Genomic DNA, 22,675 nt, shown 5'->3' on the forward strand with positions numbered 1-22,675 from the left:
CACCCCCGAAACGACTCCACAGGAAGCACCGGTCGTCGAACCGAAGGTGGTTGAGCCGAAGGTCGTCGCCGAGGGGGAGCCCCCCGCCAAGGCGAATGCTCCGGTTGAGGCGCAAGCCCCGGCCGAGAAGGCCGCTCCGGCCAAGCCGAAGGTGTCGGCGGCCCAGGCGTCACTCTACCGCGCATTGCGCTCCTCTCGTCCGATGCGAGGTCAGGTCGAGAAGGTCATCAAGGGTGGCTTCGAGATTCGGATCGGCAAGACCCGCGGGTTCTGCCCCCGATCGCAGATGGACCTTCAACCGATCACCGATGCCGAGTCGTACGTCGGTAAGGATCTCCCGTTCCGCATTACTCAGGTGCGTCGAGGGGGAGACGACGTGGTGGTCTCCCGCAGGGCCATTCTTCAGGCGGAGCAAGTCGAGGAGGCCAAGGCCGTACGTGGCGCTCTACTGGACGGTCAGATCGTCCAGGGTCGTGTGATCTCGATCGCCGCGTTCGGTGCGTTCGTTGATCTGGGTGCCGGTGTGCAGGGGCTGATCCATCTGTCCGAACTCAGCCATCAGCGAGTCTCGCGAGTCGAAGATGCAACCAAGGTGGGGGAGACCGTCTCCGTGAAGATCCTCAAGATCGAGGAGTCGGGGAAACGCATATCTCTCAGTATGCGTCAGGCTGTGGCCGACCCGTGGGATAGTGTCGGCGAGCGGTTTCCCGCAGGAACTCGGCATTCCGGTACGGTTCGTCGTGTAGCCGACTTCGGCGCGTTCGTCGAACTGGCCGACGGAGTCGAGGCGTTGGCACCGGCCAGCGAATTCCCACCCTCGCGTCTGGCCTGGGAAACCCAAGCCCCGGTCGGAGAGGCGAAGGACTGGTGGGTTCTCTCTGTCGATCCCGGTCGTCGGCGAATCTCCGTAACACTGGCAACCGACGAAGGTCAGGTCCACGAGAAACTCGAGGTCGGTCAGGAGATCAGCGGGAAGGTGCAGCGTCTCGAGCGTTTTGGCGTATTCGTCTGGCTCGGACCCGGTCGCGTGGCGTTGATGCCGTCGATGTGGACCGGGACCGCAAGGGGCGCCGACCTCAGCCGCAACTTCACCGGCGGGGATTCCATCGATGTGACGGTTGTCGAGATTGCCGATGATGGGAAACGGATCCGCGTCGCCCGCAAGGGTGTCTCGACCGAAACGCCTCAGCACGAGCCCCGTACCAAACGACGTGAACGACGCGAGCCGCGGTCCCAGGAACGTGTCGAGATGCCGCCGCCTTCGCCGGACGACGGTTCGTTCGGATCCCTTCTGGCGGACAAGCTAAAGGCTGCGCTCGACAGCTAGCTTGAGGGCGTCGTCCACCAGTCGTTCTTGCTCTCTTGTGTGTCGCCGGTTGGAGCCGGTCGCCGTGCTGGCACTGGCGGCGCGGCCCACATAGCGCAAGCGGATACCGGCGTCTGCCAGCTCCGTGTCCAGCGCCTCCCGCAGGAAGCTCCAGGCACCCATGTTGCGCGGTTCCTCCTGAACCCAGATCCAGTCCGTCGCCGCAGGAAAACTCAGTAGCCAGTCGCGAATGCCGTCGATGTCGAGGGGGAAGAACTGTTCGAGACGGCCGACGGCGATCCCGTCCAGTCGGTCCGGATCGGACGTCAGGTCGTAGTAGACCTTTCCGCTGCAGAGAATCGCTCGATGGACGCCGGCAGGATCGACGTCGGGTCGCAGCAGCGGCTGGAACTCTCCGCTGACGAGATCGTCGGCCGTGGAGACACACGCGGGGAGCCGGAGAAGGCTCTTGGGCGTCATCACCACCAGCGGCCGGCGTTCGGTGTCGTGGGCCTGGCGTCGCAGGAGATGGAAGTACTGGGCGGGTGTGCTGGGGTAGGCGACGCGAATATTCCGGTCGGCCGCCAACTGCAGAAACCGTTCCAGACGCGCACTGGAGTGTTCCGGCCCCTGTCCCTCGTAACCGTGGGGCAAGAGCAGCGTCACCGCGCTCTCCTGACCCCACTTGTCATGGGCCGATGAAACGAACTGGTCGATCACGACCTGGGCGCCGTTGGCGAAGTCGCCGAACTGCGCCTCCCACATCACGAGGGCGTTCGGTCGATCGACGCTGTAGCCATACTCGAATCCGAGGACCGCGAATTCCGACAACAGGCTGTCGAATACCTGGAACGTCGCCTGATCCGGAGAGATGTGTGACAGCGGCGAGTAAGGCCTGGATGTCGAGTGGTCGTAGAGGATCGCGTGTCGTTGGCTGAACGTCCCTCGACCGCAGTCCTCGCCACTCAGGCGGACGTTGATCCCCTGCAGCACCAGAGAGCCGAAGGCCAACGACTCGGCCTGTCCCCAGTCGATGGTCCCGTTCTCGTAGCGCTGTCGTCGCTGCTGGAGTTGGCGTTCCAGTTTGGGGTGCAGATCGAAGTCGGCCGGAACCCGACTCAGGGCGTCGAGACTCTTCTCGAGACTTTCGCGAAGATCGACCTCTGCGATCTCCCGCCGTTCCTCTGCCACAGGGCAGTCGGCGACGGGTGAGTCGTCGTCAGGGGATCCCAGGACCTCGTCGTGCACCTCGCGCAAACGCTTGCGGAAATCCTCCAGCGCCTTCTCGGTGGTCTCGGGGTCGAAGTCGCCACTCCGCAGGAGCATCTCGGTGTAGAGTTTCCTCACCGAGCGATGTGTCTTGATCTTGCCGTAGAGACGCGGGTGGGTATAGGACGGCTCGTCGCCCTCGTTGTGACCCCAACGTCGGTAACAGACCATGTTGACGACGACGTCTCTCTGGAATTCATGCCGGAAGGCAAGGGCATGGCGAATGACCCGAACCGCCTGTTCGGGATGGTCGCCGTTCACGTGAAAGATCGGTGCGCCGACCATCTTCGCGACATCCGTCGGGTAGAGCGACGACTTCTGATCCTGTGGGCCGGTCGTGAATCCAATCTGGTTATTCACCACGATGTGAATCGTGCCGCCGGTACGATAGCCGCGGAGCTTCGAGAGGTGAAGCGTCTCGGCAACGACCCCCTGACCGGAAAACGCGGCGTCGCCATGGATCAAGACGGGCAGCACACGGTTGCGCTCTTGGTCGCCGATGCGATCCTGGCGCGCCCGGGTCATTCCCTCGACAACCGGGTTGACCGCCTCCAGATGACTGGGGTTTGACGACACGACGATGTCCAGTGACCCGACTTCCGGTTCCTCGAACTTGCCGCAGGCCCCCAGGTGATACTTGACGTCGCCCGAGCCAAGGGCCGAATCCGGATCGGTGCCCTCGAATTCCTTGAACACCTGTCGGTAGGATTTGCCGACGAGGTTGGCAAGAACGTTCAGGCGTCCGCGATGGGCCATCCCCACGACAACCTGTTCGACGCCGACGCCGACGGCTCCCGCCATCAGAGTGTCGAGTACCGGGATGAGTGTCTCCGCGCCCTCGAGCGAGAAGCGTTTCTGCCCCACGTAGTTCGTGTGCAGGAACGTCTCGAACGCCTCGGCGGCGTTGAGCTTCTTCATGATGCGGATCTTCGTCTCTCGTGGGAGAGGAACCTCGTTCGCCCCATCTTCGAGCCGACGCTGCAGCCAGTGACGTAGGTCGGGATCGGCGATGTGCATGTACTCGACACCGATTCGGCGACAATAGGTCCGTTGAAGCGTCTCGAGAATGTCTCGCAGCTTCATCGGTCGGCCATCGGTGTTCAACGTCCCGGCAAGGAACTGTCGATCGAGGTCCCAGACACCAAGACCGTAGGTGGCCAACTCGAGTTCGCTGTTGGGCTGAGGTTGGTAACCCAGTGGATCGAGATCCGCCCACAGATGTCCCCGAACCCTGAACGCACGGATCAGTTGCGAGACGCCGGCCTGTCGGGCGAGATCGTCCCGGCCGCCGGTTGTGTTCACCTCGTCGGAGGCGGAATCCGCACTCCATTCGATCGGTTCACGCGGGACGCCAAGTTCGCTGAAGACGTCCTTGTAGAACCCTTCCGCCCCCTGGAGAAGACGATCGACCGTGGCGAGGAATCCGCCGGACTCCGCACCCTGGATCACACGATGGTCGTAGGTGCTGGTGATCGTCATGGTCTTCGAGAGACCGAGGTCCCCGATCATTCGTGGGCTCATCCCGGAGTAAACGGGGGGGTAGCCGATGCGACCGACCCCGATGATCGTTCCCTGTCCCTGCATCAAGCGCGGAACCGACATGCTTGTGCCGATCATGCCGGGATTGGTCAGCGTGACGGTCGTCCCGGCAAACTCGTCGACCTGCAGCTGGTTGTCACGAGCACGCACGACGAGGTCGTTGTACGCCGCCACGAATTCGGGGAAGTTCAGCGTTTGCGCCGACGGGATTCCGGGAACGAGCAGCACGCGTTCGCCCTTGCGCTCGACGTCGATCGCGAGTCCGAGCTTTACCTCGGGGTCGTCGACAAGATGTGGCTTTCCATCGACGTCGACGAAGTGCGCGTTCATCTGAGGGTGTGTGACCAACGCGCGGACGATCGCCCAGCCGATCAAATGCGTGAACGACAGTCTTGCACCCATGACGGTTGACTGGTGCTGGTTCAGGATGCGTCGATTCTCCTCGAGAAGCTTGACGGCGATGTCGCGGCTGGATGTCGCCGTGGGGACCGCGAGGCTGGCTTCCATGTTCGAGACGATGCGTGCGGCAATGCCGCGGATCGGTTTGGCGTCGGTTTCCGTCGGTGTCGGTGTCGGCGGCGGTGGGACCGCGGCGGCGGACATCGGCGCACTCGGCGGGGCGACCGTGTCGTCTCGATAATCGCGAAAGAACTCCTGCCACGCCTCGCTGACGGACGCGGGGTTCTCGCGGTAGGCGTTGTACAACTCGTCGATGTACCCGCGGTTGTGTCCGAATCGACTCATCGAGGCCTATCGTAGTGTCCCGGAGGGGCTGCGGCAATTGCCAACCCGGGCCCACGGGGTTCCGGTAGAATCGGAGTCGGAGGTGGTGTCGGGTGTTTACGGCGAGGCAGTCAACGCATCGCAGGACCGCGCTCTCGCTGTGCGTGGGTCTGGCGCTACTGTCGGTGGCCTGCGGGGGATCCGTTCCCATCGAGCGGAGCGCGACGGTTGACGGGGCCGAGTTCTCCGTTCAGGCCTGGGTCTACTCCCCCGAGGTCGGTGATGCCCTGTTCGAGGAGATGCTCGATCGGGTGACCCGTTTTAGCAAGATGACGGCCACCGCAAGTCCTAGTGATCTAGCCGAGATCAACCGCGGCGCGCGCAGTGGATTCCACACCATCGACGATCCCGATCTTTATCGCTGCATCCTCTTGGCCTACGACTGGGCCAAGGCCAGCCGCGGAGCCTCCGACCCGACGCTCGGCCCGCTGCACGACGCCTATCGGTTCGCCGTCGAACGCGGTCGAATCCCGGGGCGGGCAGAGATCGACTCTCGTCTGGACGTCATCGGCTGGCGCCGGATGACGGTGGCACACGAAGCCAAGGCCATCCGACTCGATAACCTCGAGGCCTATCTCGACCTCGCCGGAGTCCGTCGAGGGTTCGCCCTGGACCTCGCGGCGCGTGCGCTGGCGACCTCCGGTGTGCACGGCGGGCTTCTGCGGTTCGGTTCGACGACCTATGCCTGGGTGCCGCCTCCGGACCAGGAGGACTGGCCCGTGCCGATCCTCGACCCCTCGGATCGGGGGAGTACGCTCATGACGCTCCGGACTTCCGAGCGCGCGATCAGCGTCACCGGTAGCCCCGCTGATAGCACGGCGATTGACGACCGGTATCTCTACGAGCGGTTGGACGGTCGGACGGGACTGCCTGCCGTGACGCAGATCCTGGCTGCGGTCGCCCTGGCGGACTCGGCCGCCGAGGCCGACGCCATCGCCGATGCCTTCTACGTGGGGGGGTACCGACCCGCGGCGGCACTCCTCGAACGCTCGCGTCGTGTCGAGGCCGTCCTGTACCTGAGGACCGACGAGGGGCCAACGCTCCTGGCGTCGGCGTCGTTGCGTGGACGAATCGAGCCGCACGAGAAGCTCGCCGCAGCCGTGGGGGATCGAATCCGTTACATTCTTCCCCCGCAGTCCATCGCCGTCCTGCCTGACGTCCGCTAAGGCGTCTGATAGACTGCGTTTCTCGCGGTTAAATCAACCCCACTACATGTTTTTTGGAGTACGGGCATGAAGCAGGAACTGCTCAGGGAACTTGGTATTGATGCCGTCAGCCACGGCGCTGCGACCGGTCAGTGGATCGCTACGAGTGGTGAAAAGGTGCAGTCGATCTGTCCCGGCGACGGAGAGCCGATCGCCGCGGTGAGTCTTGCGAATCGACAGCAGTACGAACAGGTTCAACTGGCGGCCCACCAGCGCTTCGAGAGCTGGCGAATGTTGCCTGCACCCCAACGCGGTGAGATCGTCCGACAGTTGGGCGATGAATTGCGCGCCTCCAAGGACCCGTTGGGACGACTCGTCTCGCTCGAGATGGGGAAGATCCTCTCGGAGGGTCTCGGCGAGGTTCAGGAGATGATTGACATCTGCGACTTCGCCGTCGGTCTTTCGCGCCAGCTCTACGGATTGACGATGCACTCCGAACGTGCCACCCATCGGATGTACGAGCAATGGCACCCCCTGGGAACCATCGGCATCATCAGCGCTTTCAATTTCCCCGTCGCCGTCTGGGCCTGGAACGCCGCGCTCGCAGCGGTGTGTGGCAACACGATGATCTGGAAGCCCTCGCTGAAGACGCCGCTCACCGCCGTCGCCGTGCAGAAGATCTGTGACCGGGTCATGAAACGTAACGACCTGGAAGGGCTCTTCAATCTCGTGATCGGTTCCGACCAGGAAGTGGGGGAGGCGCTGATCGCGGATCACCGCTGTCCGCTCATTTCCGCCACCGGTTCGTCGCGGATGGGCAAGCGCGTCTCGACCGTTGTCGGCGAGCGCCTGGGTCGATCTCTGCTTGAGCTCGGTGGAAACAACGCGTTGATCGTCATGGACGACGCAGACCAGGAACTGGCACTGCGGGCCGTCCTGTTCGGGGCGGTCGGAACCGCGGGACAGCGATGCACGTCCACGCGGCGTCTCTTCCTGCAGAAGGGGATAGCCGAATCGTTCACCCGAAAACTCGTCGCGGCCTACGGCCAGGTCCGCATTGGAGACCCGCTGGACGAAGGTACGCTGATGGGTCCCCTGATCGATGACGATGCCGTGACCCAGATGCTCGCAGCCATCGACACGATCAAGGAGCAGGGTGGAGAGATCCTCTGCGGCGGTGGACGTGCCGATCGCCCGGGACATTACGTCGCACCGACCCTGGTCAAGGCCAGCCACTCGATGCCGATCGTTCAGACCGAGACGTTCGCCCCGGTGCTCTACATCTTCGAATTCGACACGCTCGACGAGGCGATCCGCCTTCAGAACGACGTCCCGCAGGGGCTCTCTTCTGCGATCTTCACCGACAGCCTGTCCTCAGGCGAGATCTTCCTCTCCCACCGCGGAAGCGACTGCGGAATCGCCAATGTAAACGTCGGTACGTCCGGCGCGGAGATCGGCGGTGCGTTCGGCGGCGAGAAGGAGACGGGCGGTGGGCGCGAATCAGGATCCGATGCGTGGAAGTTCTACATGCGTCGGCAGACGAACACGATCAACTGGGGCGGCGAGATGCCGCTGGCCCAGGGCGTCAAGTTCGATCTCTGATCGACTGCAGAACGTCTCCGTCGATGTTGAAGTCCGCCGGTTCGATCTGAAGCGTCGTGTGATCGATGCCGAAGCGATCGCGAAGAATGACCGTTGCCTCACGCAGGACGCGATCGTTGCAGTCGGCAGTCTCGACCACCAGATGAGCCGAGAGTAGGGGCTCGGTTCCGCGAAGACTCCAGAGATGCATTTCGTGGACCTGGCAGACATCGGGCACGTCCATCAACGCACGCCCCACCTCGTCGATGTCGAGGTGTTTGGGTACGCCCTCGAGTAGGACGTGAACCGATGCCATGAGGAGGCGAATGGCCCCCACCAATATGATCAGCGAGATGATCACGCTGGCGGCGGGGTCCGCCCAGCGCCAACCGAATAAGCCGATGGCACCGGCGGCGACGAGCGCGCCGACACTGCCCAGTAGATCGCCCAACACATGGTAGTAGGCGGCACGGATATTCAATTGCTGGCGGTCGGAGTGAAGCAGGTAGGCTGCCACAAGGTTGACGATCAGACCCCCGAACGCGACGGTGGCCATCATCGGCACATCGATCTCCGGTGGATTGTCCCAACGCGTCCAGGCCTCGATCGCGATCAGCACCGCGATGACGAGGAGCGCCGTCCCGTTGAACAGGGCACCGAGAATTTCGACCCGTTTGTAGCCGAAGGTGTTGCGTCGGTCGGCCGGTCGTCGGCCCGTGATGGTCGCGAACAGGGCGACGCTGAGAGCGAAGATATCGGTCAGCATGTGGCCGGCGTCGGCCAACAGCGCCAGGGAGTTCGAGAGCAGGCCGCCGATCAGCTCGGCGGCGGCGTAGCCGGCGGTGAGCGCGAGGACGACGCCGATCCGGCGGGACGAGGACGTCTGGGCGTGTGAATGATGATGATCGTGGCTCACGGGCGCTCCTGGCGGGGCAGAGTATCCCAAAACCCGGTCCGAAAGATTTTCTGAAACCTGAGCGGCCTTCCATCCGTTCCTAGTAATGACGGCCCCCGAACGGGGCGATGGGGCGAATCGATGGAAATTCTCGCGCTGGGTCTGTTATTGCTGACCGCCGGGCTCGTCATGGCCGGGATGCTGGTTGTGGGCTTCTTCAAACTGCTCATCTTCCTGGTCGTTCTACCGTTTCGGCTGCTCGGTGCGCTGCTGAGCGGCGTTGGCTCCCTCGCCAGCGGTCTGGCCACGGTCCTGTTCTCCATCGTCGTGCTGGTGGCGCTCGTGGTCGCCGTGCCCCTCGTCCCGCTGCTTCTCCTGGCCGCGGCCGCGTACCTCATCTTCCGGCTGATGCGGCCTCGTCGAGCGGCGGCTGCGTAGCACGTTAGACTGGGCGAGATGCGCCCCGTCAAACTAGAGCCCGTGGCCCGTGGCGTCTCCTGCGAGGCGATCCGTCAGCACGATCGCATCGTCGACCGTCTCGAGGACGCGTCGGCGGCCCCACCGGGATCGTGTGAGCGCCTGTATCTCCCCGAGGACGAACGACAGGCGTCCCTTTGTCTTGCGGCTCTGCATCGTGAGGGACACCCGGTCCTGTTCCAGGCGGCAAGAACCTCCCTGACCGGTGGGGCGATCCCGCACGGCGAGGCCATCGTCTCCATCGAGCGGATGAACTCGATCGGCCCGATTAACGAGAACGGCGACGAGGCGACCGTTCGTGTCGGCCCCGGTGTGCGTCTCCGTGATCTGCAGCGGACCCTCGCGGCCCGTGGTTGGCAGTACCCCCCGACCCCCACCTATCTCGAGGCGATGGTCGGCGGGGTGGTTTCGACCAACGCCGGAGGTCCTGCGTCGTTCCGCTACGGGGTCACCCGCGATTGGGTCCTGGGACTGCACGTCGTCACGGCCGATGGGCGTCGACTGGAGGTCGAGCGAGGACAGTTCGTCGCGTCCACCGGAGAGTCCTTCCCCTGGGAGGGCACGGTTCGCCTTCCGCGACCGGAGCATCGTCTGCCGTCCCTCAAGAAGATCACCGCCGGCTATCACAGCGCGCCGCAGCTGGACCTGGTCGATCTCTTCGTCGGCGCCGAAGGCACGCTGGGATTGATCACCGAGGCGACGCTACGTCTCCAGCGGCTGCCTGCGGGCCGAATCGGCGGCTGGGTTTTCCTGGCCGACGATCGGACGGCCCTCGCCGCGACGGGTGAACTCCGTTGTCTTCCGGTGACGGCCGCGCTCTCGATTCGCAGCGTCGAATTCATCGATCGCGATTGCCTGCGGTTGCTGCGGGAGGACGGCATCGACCGAAAGTTGCGCATCGAGCTTCCCGCTGAGACCGGTGCCGCAATCTACGTGGTGGCAGAGACGGATCGGTCGTGGACCGATACGGAGTTGATGGATCTTCTTACCGACGGGACCGACGTCGGGCAGTTCCTCCAGCTTCTCGTTCGCTACGGTGACCTCGACAACGTCTACCTTGCGACCGATGCGGACCCCGGCCGATTTGAGGAGCTGGTGGCCCTCCGCGAATCTGTCCCACACGCTGTCTTCGAGCGGGTACGAAGGACTCGCCTGGAAGTGCCTGAAGTGCAAAAACTCGGTGGTGACACGATCGTTCCGTTCGAACGTCTGAACGAATTCATGGTCGGATGTCGCGAGGCGCTGGCGCGTCATGAGGTCGTCGGCGCGATCTGGGGGCACGTGTCTGACGGTAATCTCCATCCCAACGTGATCGCTCAATCTGCCGACGAGATGAAGCGGGGGGCAGACTTCCAACTCGAGATAGCGAGCCTGGCGCAGCGTCTCGGTGGCGCGCCATTGGCAGAGCACGGCGTTGGCCGTAACGTCTTGAAGCAGGAGTTGCTCCGACGATTCGTCGGACCCGAGGCGATCGACCGAATGTGGGAGATCAAGCGGGTTCTCGATCCGACGCTGCGAATCGCGCCGGGAGTGTTGTTGCCGCCGAACAACGATTGACCGGCACGTACGACGCCTGTTGTTATGATAGCGAACCTATCGGGGAGAGTACGTGGAAGCGATCGCTGTATGTACGATCGTCGTCGTGGCCACCGTGTTACTGGCGATGGAGAAGTGGCGCGCGGATGTCGTCGCGTTGCTGGTCCTGGCCAGCCTGATACTCCTGCGGGTGTTGGAGCCCGGTGAAGCGTGGGCCGGATTCGCAAGTCCTGCGACGATCACCGTGGCCAGCATGTTCATTCTTAGCGCCGGCTTGCAGGCGAGCGGTGTCGTTCAGGTCCTCGCCGATCGCTTCATCCGTCACGGGCCACGCAGCAACGGGGCCATGCTGGGGGTGACGGCGATGATCGTCGCTCCGATCTCGGCATTCATCAACAACACTGCGGCGGTCTCGGTCTTCCTTCCGATCATGTTGCGTGCCTGCCATGAACGACGCACCAGCCCCAGTCGCTTCATGCTTGCCCTATCGTTCCTGGCGATGCTGGGTGGTACGTGCACACTCATCGGCACCTCCACCAACCTGATCGTCAGTTCGATCGCCGAACAGCACGGTCAGACGCCGTTCGCCATGTTCGAGTTCAGCAAGCTGGGCCTCGTACTCCTGCTGGTCGGTGTGGTCTATCTGGTCACCATCGGTCAGCGATTGACCCCGGAGAGGGTCCAGGCCGACAGCTTGACCCAGGGGTTCCAGCTCAATCTCTACCTCAGTGAGGTCATCGTGTTGGCCGGGTCCCCCCTGGTCGGCAAGACGCTCCACGAGGCCAGCATCGGTGAGCGGTTCGATCTGGAGGTGCTGGGGCAGGTCCGAGACAAGAAGCTGTTCTCGATCTCGGCGGGGATCGGTGCCCTGCGCGAGGACGACATCCTCCTGGTCAAGGCCTCGGCCAACGCGTTGGTCAAGCTGCGCGATACCGCCGGTCTGGCGGTTCGACAGGGGAGACGACCGGGCGAGGCGGATCTTCGCTCCGGGGATTCGGCCCTGATCGAGGTCGTCGTCACTCCCAACTCTGAGCTCGAAGGCCGCAGCCTCAAGAGCATCAACTTCCGCAACCGCTACGGTGCGACGACCCTGGCGATCCGTCGTCACGGCGAAGAGATTCGCGAGAAGATCGGACACGTTCGTCTGCGCATCGGCGACGAGTTGCTGGTGGTGGCGCAGAGTCGCAACCTGGAACGGCTTCGTGCGGAGCCCAGCTTCGTCGTTCTGGAGGAGCTGGACGTCTCGATCGTCAAGCCCGTCGCGGCGTGGACCGCGACCCTGATCGTGGTGGCGGTGGTTGGCGTGGCGGCGTTCGGCCTCTACCCGATCGCCGATGTGGCGGTCGTCGGTGCCGTTGCCATGGTTCTACTCGGCTGCTTGCCGGTCGCGAAGATCTATTCCGTTGTCGATTGGAGAATCGTCTTTCTGTTGGCGGGATTGCTGCCGTTGGGGATGGCGCTCGAACATACAGGAGTCGCCGCTACCGCCGCGCAGTGGATCGTGACGGTGACCGGTCAGTGGGGACCGCAAGCGGCGTTGGGGGCGTTTGCGCTGATGGCGATGTTGTTGACGGGCGTGATGTCCAATGTGGCGACGGCCGCACTGCTGGCTCCGCTGGCCATCGCCTGCGCCGATGGTCTCGAGGTCGACCCTCGTCCCTTCCTGGTCGCCCTGACGTTTGCCGCGTCGGCGGCGTTCTACACGCCGATCGGCTATCAGACGAATCTATTGGTCTATGGACCGGGCGGCTATCGTTTCCGGGACTTCGTTCGGGTCGGCGGACCGTTGGCGGCCCTCCATCTAATCCTCACCGTCGCGCTGGTGCCGCTGTTCTTCCCGTTCTAACGGATCACTCAGGATGGGTCATGGCGAACGGGTCCAGCCCTTCGTCCAGCTGTTCGGGCGTCAGGTCCGTTAGCTCCTCGGCTACCTCACGCACCGTGCGCCCACTATCCGCCGCGACGTGCGCAATCTTCGCCGAGAGGTCGTAACCGATGACCGGAACCAGTCGGGTGACAATCGCCAGACCCCGCTCGACCATCTCTGGTCCCACGTTGGTGCACTCGAGACCTGCGACACATCGCTCGGAGAAATTCAGTGCGGCGGCACCGAGCCATTCGATCGATTGGATGAGATTGTCGGCGGCAAACGGCTGCATCGTATTCAGTTCGAAGTAGCTACCCTGGGCCGCCTGCACCAACGCCTGGTCATTGGCGATCACCTGGGCGGTTACCTGAATCAGTGACTCGGCGATCACGGGGTTGACCTTGCCGGGCATGATCGAGCTTCCCGGTTGGACCTCGGTCATCCGAAGTTCGCCGAGCCCCGTCCGCGGTCCCGAGGCCAGCAGCCGGATGTCGTTGGCGATTTTGTGGAGGCTGACCGCGACGGTCCGGAGATTTCCCGAGGCGGTCAGCGCGGCGTCCAGCGTCTGCTGCGCCTGGAAGTGGTTCTCTGTCTCACGTACCGGCAGTCCCGTACGGGTCGCGATCTGAGCGCAGAGTCGTTTGGAGAATTCCGGGTGAGTGTTGAGACCGGTTCCGACCGCCGTTCCCCCCTGGGCGACTTCGCTGAGTTCCTCGGTCGCCAACTGCGTGCGACGGAGGCCCCTCTCGACCTGACCGGCGAAACCACGGAAAACTTGCCCCATGCGGATCGGCGTCGCGTCCTGGAGATGGGTGCGACCGGTCTTGATCGTGTCCCAGAACTCGGTGGACTTGGCGTCCAGAGTTTGCTGGAGCGTCTCCAGCCCGGGACGTAGAACCTCTTCGATGGCAAGCATCGCAGACAGGTGCAGCATCGTCGGGATGACGTCGTTGCTCGACTGACCCATGTTCACGTGATCGTTGGGATGGACCAGGTCGCGAGAGCCCCGTGTGCCTCCCAGAAGTTCCGCGGCGCGATTGGCGATGACTTCGTTGGCGTTCATGTTGGAGGACGTGCCGGAGCCGGTCTGGAAGATGTCGACGACGAACTCGTCGTCCAGCTTGCCGTCGGCGACCTCGAGCGCAGCCTCGCCAATCGCGGCGGCGAGCTTGCCGTCCAGTCGCCCCAGTTCGGAGTTGGTGTCGGCCGCCGCCCACTTGATCAGGCCGAGCGCCTGGATCATTCGTCGGCTCAGCCGTCGCCCACTGATGGGAAAGTTAAGAACCGCCCGCTGGGTCGACGCGCCGTAGTAGGCGTCGACTGGGACTTCCATCTCGCCCATGGAATCTCGTTCCGTCCTTGTCCGAGTACCACTCATCCGCGTCTCCTGCGTTCATCCACCGGGCAGGGTATCGCAACGACTGGGCAGCCGCGACCGGCCCGTCGGTTCTGCTAGGATCCAAGCGGTTACAAAGTCCGCACCACGTAACGGGAGCGTCCGATGGCAGTCAACCCAGAGCAACACCTCGCGTGTTTCAAGGCATACGACATCCGAGGCAAGGTTCCAGACGAACTGGACATCGACCGGGTCACGAAGATCGCTCGTGCGTACGCGCAGTGGCTCAAGCCGTCCCGTGTCGTCGTCGGCTACGACATCCGACTTTCGAGTCCGGAGATTGCGGACGCGGTCGCCCGCGGCCTGAACGACGAGGGAGTCGATGTCGTCGAGCTCGGTCTCTGCGGAACCGAACATGTCTATTTCGCCACGTTCCACCACGAACTCGACGGAGGGATCATGGTGACCGCCAGTCATAACCCTGCGGAATACAACGGTCTCAAGCCCGTTCGTGAGCTCGCCCGTCCCCTCAGCAGTGTCAGCGGGTTGGGCGAGATCGAGCAGGAGGTCATCGCTGACTCGTTTGGGCCGGCACCGGGTGGAGGCGGACGTGAGCCGCTGAACGTCATGCAGGACTACATTCAGCACCTGTTGACCTATATCGATGTCGCCGCACTCCCGCCGATGAAGATCGTAACCAATCCGGGTAATGGCGGTGCAGGTAGGGTGATCGACGCACTGGATCCCCATCTACCGTTCACGTTCGAGCGCGTCCATCACGAGCCCGATGGCAAGTTTCCCAACGGCGTCCCGAACCCGCTGCTTCCGGACAACCGGCAGGTGACCCGTGATGCCGTCTTGCAATCCGGCGCCACGATGGGAGTTGCCTGGGATGGGGATTTCGATCGCTGCTTCCTGTTTGATGAGACAGGTGGATTCATCGAGGGGTACTACATCGTCGGACTACTGGCGGAGAGCATCCTCTCCAGGAACCCCGGCGGGAAGATCGTTCACGACCCGCGCCTGACCTGGAACACCCTCGAGACCGTCGAGGCGGCCGGAGGGATCGCCGTCCAGAGCAAGAGTGGTCACGCATTCGTCAAGGATGTGATGCGTCGCGAGGATGCCGTCTACGGTGGCGAGATGTCGGCCCATCACTTCTTTCGCGAATTTTCCTACTGCGACAGCGGGATGGTGCCGTGGATGCTGGTCGCGGCTCTGGTCGCGAGTCGAGGCAAACCATTGAGTGCTCTGGTGTCCGATCGAATGGAGCGCTTCCCTGCCAGCGGAGAGATCAATCGCCGGGTGGACGATGCCGATGTGGTCATCGAGCGGATCAAGGACGAATACGGCCCCGATGCCTTGAAGATCGACGAGACGGACGGCGTTGGAATCGACTTCGAGTCCTGGCGCTTCAACTTGAGGAAGTCCAACACCGAACCGCTCATCCGTCTGAATGTCGAGACTCGCGGTGACCGTGCGTTGATGGAGGCGCGGACCGAGGAGTTGCTGTCGCGGATCGTCTAGGCGTCAAAGTCGGCACGATCCGTGCTACCGTTGAAACGGACGGCCCGCGATGTGGGAACGGGAAGAGGCGCTCGTGGATTTGAACGGCAGCATCTCGTTATTTATCGGTTTCAAGATGGACACCTCCCTGCGTCGACATCTTGACTCGCTCGAGGGATCGGATCAGAAGTACGTTTCCCGTGAGACCTCGGATTTCCTGACGATTTGTCTCCACGGTGAAGATTCCTACGTGGGTAAGATCGTCATGGATCGCCTGACCACCGATCGGGTAGAGGATGTTCGCCGGAACGTCATCAGCATCCTGCAGCGACTCTGTCCGGATACGCGACTGCCCGATAAGTTGGAGATCTGGGCCTGCGAGATCGTGGGCGAACAGGTCGAACTGAGCCAGTCCGAGTCGATGCCGCCTGCCTAACCGGGCGAAGTTGGTAGCGCTACGGGGAATCGAACCCCGGTTTGATGGCTGAGAACCACCCGTCCTAACCCCTAGACGATAGCGCCACAAAGTTCCCTAATCGAGACGATTATAGGAGCGCGGAAGGGGCTGTCAAGAGACCCACCTGGCCCCCGCTTGCCCCTTACGACCTGGGATCTATATTCGCCAAGGTACAGAATTTCAGGGTTACGGGGGCGAACCGTGTCTCGTCGCAAGGCAAATCGCACGCACCCCAGTGCCGCCAATCCGTCGGCGCTCCGGCGGGTGCTGCACTGGCGTCTTCCCATGCTAGTGGCGGCGCTCTGCCTGGTCGTGTTCCGTGCCCAGGACTTGCGCCAGATGCTGATGCTGGGTCTCCCCCTGGTCGTGGCCACCTTTGCGGTCCACAGCTTCGCACCCAGACGACTCGACCTCTGGCTGAGCGCCGGCTGGCTCACGTTCGCCGACGCCACGCTGATCGGATTGATCCTCTTCGGTGTGCCTGGGGTGCCGCCCGCGGCAATCGCCGGGTTTTTCATCGTGGTCGCCGCGGCGGTCCTTCTTGCCGAGAGTACACGTACGATCCTCGTGTCCGCGGCCATCCTCATGGCGCTCCTGGCGATCGCGAGTATGGCGGGACTAACCACTCCGGGTTGGCCTCTGGTCGACCTCCTTTTCATCCCCGGGCTGGCGATGGCGGCAGTTGGATTCTCGTCGATCGCCGCGTGCATGACGGGTCACGAGCAGGCGATTCGTTCCGCACGACACGAAACCGACGAGTTGTGGGCCTTGCTGCGAATTCACGACGCGATCGGCAGTAGCCTCGATGCATCTCAGGTGATGCGTCAGATCGTCAAGCAAGTGGGTGATCTTGTTCAGACGGACAGTTGCTCCATCCTGGTGACCGACGAGAAACTGCGCAAGGCCTCCGTTGTAGCCTCGAAAGGGCATCCCGACGTCGACATGTTGGAGCTGGACCTCCAGAACTATCCGGAGATTCTGCACGCGTTGGAGACCCGAGAGCCGGTCGTCGTGGACGATGTCGAGACCCATCCTCTGGTCGAGTCCGTTCGTGACGTACTCCTGGCCAAGGGTTACCGCTCGCTGCTGGTGCTCCCGCTCGTATTCGGCCGAGAGATCCTGGGAACGCTGTTTCTCCGTGGTCGCGGCGAGCGCCCGTTCACCCAGGAAGAGCTGCACTTTTGTCGCGTCGCAGCCGGCGCCTCGGCGAACGCCCTGAAGAACGCCTTGCTGTTCGAGGAGGTCAAGGAACAGGGCCAACGACACGCAGATACCAGCGAGAAACTCCGACGTGTTCTCGATGGCACGCCGGATATGATCGTCGCCGCCGATGAAGTGGGGCGTGTCACCGAGTTCAATCGTGGCGCCGAGAGACTGACCGGCAAGGTCGTCGAGGCGGTCCTGTTCCGCCCGCTCGCCGATGTCTTCGGCGGCGAGGCGAACCTCTTCGAAAGCTCGAACTCCGAGAGCGAGGGCGCTCCCCGGGACGTCACCCTGAAACGACCCGATGGTGAAACGGTCCAACTCAGCCTGGTCAGCGCGGCCCTGACGGATGCAGCCGGAGAGCCGGTGGGCACCGTCTGGATCGGACGCGATGTGACACGGCTTCGACGGGTCGAGAACAGCCTGGTTCAGTCCGAGCGACTCTCGTCTCTGGGCGAGGTGGTCGCGGGTGTTGCACACGAACTGAACAATCCACTGACGAGTGTCATCGGTTATGGTCGCTTCGCGCACAACGCCAGTGCCGACTCCGACCAGCGTCAGGATCTCGAGCGAATGGTGGATTCGGCCGAACGTTGCAAGAAGATCGTGCAGAACCTGTTGTCATTCTCTCGACAGCACAACGCCGAAAAACAGAACGGCGATCTCAACGAATGCGTAGAGAAGGTGATCGAGATCAAGTCGTATCACCTGCGTTCTTCCCAGATCAATTTCAAACTTGAGCTCGATCGTTCGATTCCTCGAACTCGTTTCGACTTCCACCAGCTTGAGCAGGTCGTGCTGAACATGATCAACAACGCCGAACACGCCGTTGCTGGGATCAAGCAGGATGGTGGGAGGATCGTCATCGAGACGGGCGTTGTCGGCGACGAGATCTTCGTCGCTATCGATGACAACGGCTACGGCGTTCCCGACGCTGTCCGAGACCGGATCTTCGACCCGTTCTTTACGACGAAAGACGTCGGGCAAGGCACCGGTCTTGGTCTATCTGTCTCATTTGGGATCGTTCAGGAACATGGTGGACGCATCGATCTGGAGTGGGAGGGACGTTCTGGAAGCCGTTTCGTCGTCTATCTGCCGATCGTTGCCGCCACGGCGACCGACGAATCCGAGGAAGGCACATCTCCCATGGCCTCCGAAAAGTCACTGGCCGGTGTGCATGTTCTTCTGGCCGAAGACGACGAGGATGTTCGCGAAGTGTTCTCGCGGATGCTCGAGGAGGATGGCGCCCAGGTGACCTCTGCTCGTGACGGTGAGGAGGCCTGGAGTCACATCCAGGACAAAGAAGACAAGTACGATCTCATCGTCGCCGATCTTCGGATGCCCGGAATGAGCGGGAAGGAACTCTACGAGCGTGTCGGCGAGGAGTACCCCCAGCTGATCCGCCGATTCGTCTTCGCTACCGGCGACCTCGCCAGGGACGAGACGACGGCGTTCCTGGAGGGACTGCCGAACGGCATCCTCCACAAGCCCCTCGAGGCGGAGACCGTACGTCGCGTGCTCGGACAGGTGGTCGCGGCAGTGTAGAATGCGGTCATGGACCAGCGACCGCCAGGGGATCCCACCGTCGAAGACTCGTTCGAGTCCTATCCGCTCACGCGTCAGGAATACATCTCGGTCATGGTGCACTTCTACCGAGGTGAGGTGCATCGTTCGACCAGCTGGCGGCAACGTCTCGACCTGACGACCAACTGGGCGGTCGTGACGATGGCCGGCATGCTGTCGTTCTCGTTCGCGTCGGCCCAGAACCCGCATATCGTGCTATTGCTCTCGAATCTCGTGATCCTCTCGTTCCTTCTCATCGAGGGGCGACGCTACCGATACTTCGAGGTCTATCGAGCACGGGTACGCATGTTGGAAGAGAACTTCCTGATACCGGTGATTACGCGGCAACTCGAGTCGCCGATGGTGACCTGGCGGGAAATGGTGGCGATGGATCTCGACCTTCCGAAGTACAAGACCACGCTTCTGGAGGCGGTCGGTTTACGGCTTCGCAGGAACTACTTCAGCATCTTCCTGATCTTGCTCGGCGCATGGGTCGTCAAGCTGACGCTGCACCCGGACATCGCCCATTCGCTCTCGGAGATCCTTCCCCGAATGGCGGTCGGGCCGATTCCGGCGTGGATCGTCGCCGCCGGTGGGGGGGTGTTCTACGGTTCTCTCTTCATGGTGACTTATCTCAGTCGTCACATCCACGGAGCCGAGCCCGAAGACGAGATCGCGGGGATCGAACGGAACCTCGAGCACTGGAAGCTCTAGGCCCGGATCCGCTCTACGCTCCCGTCAGGCGGTAACGCTCGCGGAGCGCCGGCACCAGATAGTCTTCCAGTGCGCCGTGAAGGCCGTGCAGCGTCCGGTGCCCCCAGTCGGCGCGCGCGGCGGAGTCGTCCACATCCCTGGGCCATGAATCCACCAGCGACTGCCGACGGAGGTCCGAGGCGAAGCCGATCTGAGCGTCGGGGAAGTGACGCAGACACTCGTCACGAAGCTCCGCGGCCGAAGCGCTGAACGCTCCGATGTTGTAGATCCGTTGTGTCAGGGATGCCGGTTCGGCCGCCGCGATTCTCAGAAGGGCGTCCACGCCGTCAGGCATTGTCATGAAGGGGAGTCGCGTATCTGCATCGACGAAGCAGCTGTAGGGCTTCCCCGAAGCGGCGGCGTGAATCATCTCCGGTGCGTAGTCGGTCGTTCCACCGGATGGGAGCGTTGCGGCGCTGACGAGCCCTGGAAACCGTATCGCTCGGAAGTCGAGGAGCGGTGCGCCGTCCTGCGCACGCCGCGAGAGGTAGTTGCCGGTCGCCTCGCCGTAGAGCTTGTTGCACCCGTACATTCCGATCGGAAGCGTCCACTGGTGTTCGTGGACGCGGGCAACGCTCCGCTTGGCGAGTCGGGAGGGGAACCCGTAGACCGCGATAGAACTCGGGAACAGGAACCGAACGGGACGACCGTGGGTGCGACGGGATCGGGTGCAGAGGCGGAAGAGTTGGAATGTCCCGTCGACGTTTACCTGGTGAGCCAGGAGCGGATCCTTCTCTGCCTTGCTGGAAAGGATAGCCGCCAGGTGGAAGACCATCTGGGGATTCTCATCCCGGAACACCGTGTCGAGGACATCACCGTCGAGGACGCTGGCCTTCACCGTTCGAGCGGTGTGAGGCTTTAGAGCTGCGGGGATCTCGGAAAGATCCAGTGCGACGACACGATGGCCGGTCTCAGTCAGCCGGGGGATAAGCAGTTGCCCCATCTCGCCGGCGGCGCCTGTTACCAGTACCGTCTTGTCGCTCATGGGGCCTCCTGGAGAACGTCCTAGAGCATAGCAGGCACTGCGGGGGGACGCCGAAACGGGGCTAGCTGTTAAACTCTCCGCTCTTGGGCGGAGGAGCCGTGTCGCAACCCTCGGAAAAATCGACGACGATCACCCGAACCGTCGCCGGTTTTGTTCATTGGAAGGTCCACGACGATCGGCTTGACTTTCGTAGCGACGCCTACGGTGTCCCGACGCCTGCCGGCCTGTTATTGATCGACCCCTTGCCGCTGGCAGAGACTGCGCTGGCCAATCTGCCCGAGGTGGCCGGCATTCTCTTGACCGCAGGCTGCCATCAGCGAGCCGCCTGGCAGCTCCGAGATCGGCTGGAGGCACCGGTCATGGCACCCGAGGGGGCCGAACTCGACGAACTACCCGATGCATGGCTCGAAGACGGCAGTCGACCGGCGAACGATGTGACCAGTCGCGTTGTGACCGGCCCCTCGAATCCGCATCTCGTGATCCTCTGGGAATCCGATCCGCGGGTCCTGTTCGTCGGTGACCTGCTGATGCGGGATGGTGACGATTCTCCGTTTGCGCCGGTTCCGGCGACCCATCACGAAGACTACGGGGCGACGCGCCTGGCGGTCGCAGGACTGTTGGCGTGCGCGCCGGACTGGCTGTGTCCGGCCCACGGCGCCGCGTCGGCGAACGCACGGTCCACGGTGGAAGCCGCGCTGGCCGCCTGGCCGGAGTAAGTGCGTGTTGGCTGGGGCGCAGGGATTCGAACCCCGATCCTACGGTCCAGAGCCGCATGTCCTACCATTGGACGACGCCCCAGTTGGCGCAAAAGAGCCGGGATTATAGGTTCGGGGCCATGCGATTTCAAGCAACGCCTATTCCGACGGCCGACGCCTCGCATATTCCATCAGCTTCGTGAATCGGCGAAGGGTCGTCGTCTGCCCAAGTAGCTCCAGGACCTCGAAAATTCCGGGACTCTCGCCGCGACCGGTGACGGCCAGTCGGAGCGGGTGGATCAGTTTGGCCGCGGAGAGCTGCCGTTCCTCGGCCAGCGCTCGAACCGAACTCTCCAGCGCCTCCGCATCCCACTTGGTCATCGCATCGAGACCGTCGTTCAGCGCCGAGAGCCGATCCTCCAGGTCCTCACCCTTCAGGTGTTTTCGGGCGGGCTTTTCGTCGTAGTCCTCGGGGTCGTTGGGATCGAGGTACCACCTTCCGGCCTCGCCGACGGTCGCGAGCGTTCGAGTGCGGGGCTTGAGGAGCGCCAGAAACTGCCGGTACTCCACGGCCTCTTCGTCGACGAACTCGTCCCTCCAGAGTCCGTCGCGCTGGAGCCACGGTTTGACATGGATCGCAAACTCGTCGAGGGATAGCCGGTCGATGTACTGACCGTTCAGCCACTCCAGCTTGGTCATGTCGAAGACCGCACCGGATTTGCCGACCCCGTCCAACTCGAAAGTCTCGATCAGTGTCTCGCGGTCCAGTTGTTGTCGATCGTCGCCGGGAGACCAACCGAGGAGTGTCAGGTAGTTGAAGACCGCGTCCGGCAGCATTCCCGCGCCACGGTATTCGAGGACCGAGACAGCCGCGTGCCGTTTTGAAAGACGTTTCTTATCGGGCCCTAGAATCAGCGGGAGATGCGCAAACGCCGGCAGTGCTTCGCCGAGGGCCTCATAGAGCAGGATCTGTTTGGGTGTGTTGGACAGGTGGTCATCCCCACGAATCACGTGGGAGATCTTCATCGCGATGTCGTCGGATACGACCGAGAGCATGTAGGTCGGCGTGGCGTCGGTTCGCAGGATCACGAAGTCGTCGATGACCTTATTGTCGAACCGTGTCTTGCCGTGGATCAGATCGTTCCAGATGACCTCACCCTCGGGCACCTTGAAGCGAACCGTGAAGGGTTCGTCATTCTCGACCAGGGCGTCCGACTCGTCGCGAGGAATCTGACGGCAGGTACCGGGGTAGACGTAACCACCGCCCTTTTTCTCCATCATCTCGCGCTGGAGTTTCAGCGACTCGGCCGTACAGAAACAGCGATACGCGGCACCACTCTCGATCAGCGTGTGGGCATCTCGAACGTGTTGTTCCCGCGACTGCGATTGGAAGTGCGGCCCCTCGTCGGGGGCGATACCGAGCCAGGCCAACCCGTCGAGGATCGCCTGAACCATCTCGTCCGACGATCGCTGTGCGTCCGTGTCCTCGATCCGTAGGACGAACGTCCCGCCGTGACGGGTCGCGTAGAGCCAGTTAAAGATCGCCGTGCGTGCGCCGCCGACGTGGAGGAAGCCCGTTGGACTGGGAGCGAAACGGACACGCACCGACATGACAATTTTCCAGTGTGGCGGAGAGGGAGGGATTCGAACCCTCGGTAGGATTGCTCCTACGCAGGTTTAGCAAACCTGTGCCTTAAGCCACTCGGCCACCTCTCCTGGATGTGCGGGACCGCGAGATTGTAGCGCACCGCCACTGCCCGTCAACACCCGAGCGTCCAG

The 22,675-nt window shown here is 62.9% G+C and carries 16 protein-coding genes and 3 tRNA genes; 11 read left to right on the forward strand and 8 right to left on the reverse strand.

Annotated features, from left to right (window positions below):
* Positions 1–1,327 (forward strand): S1 RNA-binding domain-containing protein (locus tag OES25_10400; protein MDH3628052.1); only part of this gene is annotated, 1,327 nt, incomplete at its 5' end.
* On the opposite strand, the gene OES25_10405 is transcribed toward OES25_10400, so the two are convergent.
* Positions 1,304–4,858 (reverse strand): multifunctional oxoglutarate decarboxylase/oxoglutarate dehydrogenase thiamine pyrophosphate-binding subunit/dihydrolipoyllysine-residue succinyltransferase subunit, encoded by a 3,555-nt coding sequence (locus tag OES25_10405; GenBank protein ID MDH3628053.1) that lies wholly within the window; start codon positions 4,856–4,858, stop codon positions 1,304–1,306. The genes OES25_10400 and OES25_10405 overlap by 24 nt on opposite strands.
* A gap of 92 nt (positions 4,859–4,950) precedes the next feature.
* On the opposite strand from OES25_10405, the gene OES25_10410 reads away from it, so the two are divergent.
* Together OES25_10410 and OES25_10415 are read left to right on the forward strand one after the other, a co-directional pair.
* Positions 4,951–6,063, forward strand: coding sequence for an FAD:protein FMN transferase (locus OES25_10410; GenBank protein ID MDH3628054.1), 1,113 nt, complete (start codon positions 4,951–4,953; stop codon positions 6,061–6,063).
* A gap of 66 nt (positions 6,064–6,129) precedes the next feature.
* Positions 6,130–7,644, forward strand: coding sequence for an aldehyde dehydrogenase family protein (locus tag OES25_10415; GenBank protein MDH3628055.1), 1,515 nt, complete (start codon positions 6,130–6,132; stop codon positions 7,642–7,644).
* Here the strand turns inward: OES25_10415 and OES25_10420 are convergent.
* Entirely contained in the window at positions 7,628–8,539 is a 912-nt protein-coding gene (locus OES25_10420; protein ID MDH3628056.1) for a cation diffusion facilitator family transporter, read from the reverse strand. The two genes, OES25_10415 and OES25_10420, sit on opposite strands and share 17 nt — an antisense overlap.
* 120 nt (positions 8,540–8,659) lie before the next feature.
* On the opposite strand from OES25_10420, the gene OES25_10425 reads away from it, so the two are divergent.
* Genes OES25_10425 through OES25_10435 form a run of 3 tightly spaced genes read left to right on the forward strand, consistent with a single transcriptional unit; the run spans position 8,660 to position 12,377 of the window.
* Positions 8,660–8,956 carry a hypothetical protein gene (locus OES25_10425; protein MDH3628057.1) on the forward strand — a complete coding sequence of 99 codons (297 nt, stop codon included), beginning with the start codon at positions 8,660–8,662 and terminating at the stop codon, positions 8,954–8,956.
* 18 nt (positions 8,957–8,974) lie between these two features.
* Positions 8,975–10,552: an FAD-binding oxidoreductase gene (locus tag OES25_10430; protein MDH3628058.1), complete on the forward strand. Its 1,578-nt coding sequence runs from the start codon at positions 8,975–8,977 to the stop codon at positions 10,550–10,552.
* Between the two features lie 52 nt (positions 10,553–10,604).
* Positions 10,605–12,377: an SLC13 family permease gene (locus OES25_10435; protein ID MDH3628059.1), complete on the forward strand. Its 1,773-nt coding sequence runs from the start codon at positions 10,605–10,607 to the stop codon at positions 12,375–12,377.
* 4 nt (positions 12,378–12,381) lie between these two features.
* Here the strand turns inward: OES25_10435 and OES25_10440 are convergent, their stop codons facing one another.
* Positions 12,382–13,776: a class II fumarate hydratase gene (locus OES25_10440; protein MDH3628060.1), complete on the reverse strand. Its 1,395-nt coding sequence runs from the start codon at positions 13,774–13,776 to the stop codon at positions 12,382–12,384.
* A 123-nt stretch (positions 13,777–13,899) separates the two neighbouring features.
* Between OES25_10440 and OES25_10445 the strand changes: the two genes are divergently transcribed.
* A complete protein-coding gene (locus OES25_10445; protein ID MDH3628061.1) occupies positions 13,900–15,261 on the forward strand; it encodes a phosphomannomutase in 1,362 nt (453 codons plus the stop codon).
* 49 nt (positions 15,262–15,310) lie between these two features.
* Positions 15,311–15,676 carry a hypothetical protein gene (locus OES25_10450; protein ID MDH3628062.1) on the forward strand — a complete coding sequence of 122 codons (366 nt, stop codon included), beginning with the start codon at positions 15,311–15,313 and terminating at the stop codon, positions 15,674–15,676.
* Positions 15,677–15,687: 11 nt separating this feature from the next.
* On the opposite strand, the gene OES25_10455 is transcribed toward OES25_10450, so the two are convergent.
* Positions 15,688–15,762: transfer RNA gene (locus tag OES25_10455), tRNA-Glu, on the reverse strand.
* Between the two features lie 136 nt (positions 15,763–15,898).
* On the opposite strand from OES25_10455, the gene OES25_10460 reads away from it, so the two are divergent.
* The gene (locus OES25_10460) at positions 15,899–18,445 is read left to right on the forward strand and encodes a response regulator (GenBank protein MDH3628063.1); all 2,547 of its coding nucleotides are present in this window, start codon (positions 15,899–15,901) and stop codon (positions 18,443–18,445) included.
* Between the two features lie 9 nt (positions 18,446–18,454).
* Positions 18,455–19,177 carry a DUF2270 domain-containing protein gene (locus OES25_10465; GenBank protein ID MDH3628064.1) on the forward strand — a complete coding sequence of 241 codons (723 nt, stop codon included), beginning with the start codon at positions 18,455–18,457 and terminating at the stop codon, positions 19,175–19,177.
* Positions 19,178–19,190: 13 nt separating this feature from the next.
* On the opposite strand, the gene OES25_10470 is transcribed toward OES25_10465, so the two are convergent.
* A complete protein-coding gene (locus tag OES25_10470) occupies positions 19,191–20,201 on the reverse strand; it encodes an NAD-dependent epimerase/dehydratase family protein (protein MDH3628065.1) in 1,011 nt (336 codons plus the stop codon).
* A gap of 98 nt (positions 20,202–20,299) precedes the next feature.
* On the opposite strand from OES25_10470, the gene OES25_10475 reads away from it, so the two are divergent.
* Complete coding sequence (locus OES25_10475) at positions 20,300–20,917, forward strand: MBL fold metallo-hydrolase (protein MDH3628066.1); 618 nt, start codon at positions 20,300–20,302, stop codon at positions 20,915–20,917.
* A gap of 8 nt (positions 20,918–20,925) precedes the next feature.
* Here the strand turns inward: OES25_10475 and OES25_10480 are convergent.
* The 3 genes from OES25_10480 to OES25_10490 form a co-directional block, all read right to left on the reverse strand.
* Positions 20,926–20,999: transfer RNA gene (locus OES25_10480), tRNA-Gln, on the reverse strand.
* Positions 21,000–21,055: 56 nt separating this feature from the next.
* The gene (gene gltX / locus OES25_10485; protein ID MDH3628067.1) at positions 21,056–22,507 is read right to left on the reverse strand and encodes a glutamate--tRNA ligase; all 1,452 of its coding nucleotides are present in this window, start codon (positions 22,505–22,507) and stop codon (positions 21,056–21,058) included.
* A 15-nt stretch (positions 22,508–22,522) separates the two neighbouring features.
* A tRNA-Ser gene (locus OES25_10490) sits at positions 22,523–22,612 on the reverse strand.
* Positions 22,613–22,675: the final 63 nt, after the last annotated feature.

It is taken from the genome of Acidobacteriota bacterium, assembly GCA_029861955.1.
Lineage (GTDB): Bacteria > Acidobacteriota > Polarisedimenticolia > Polarisedimenticolales > Polarisedimenticolaceae > JAOTYK01.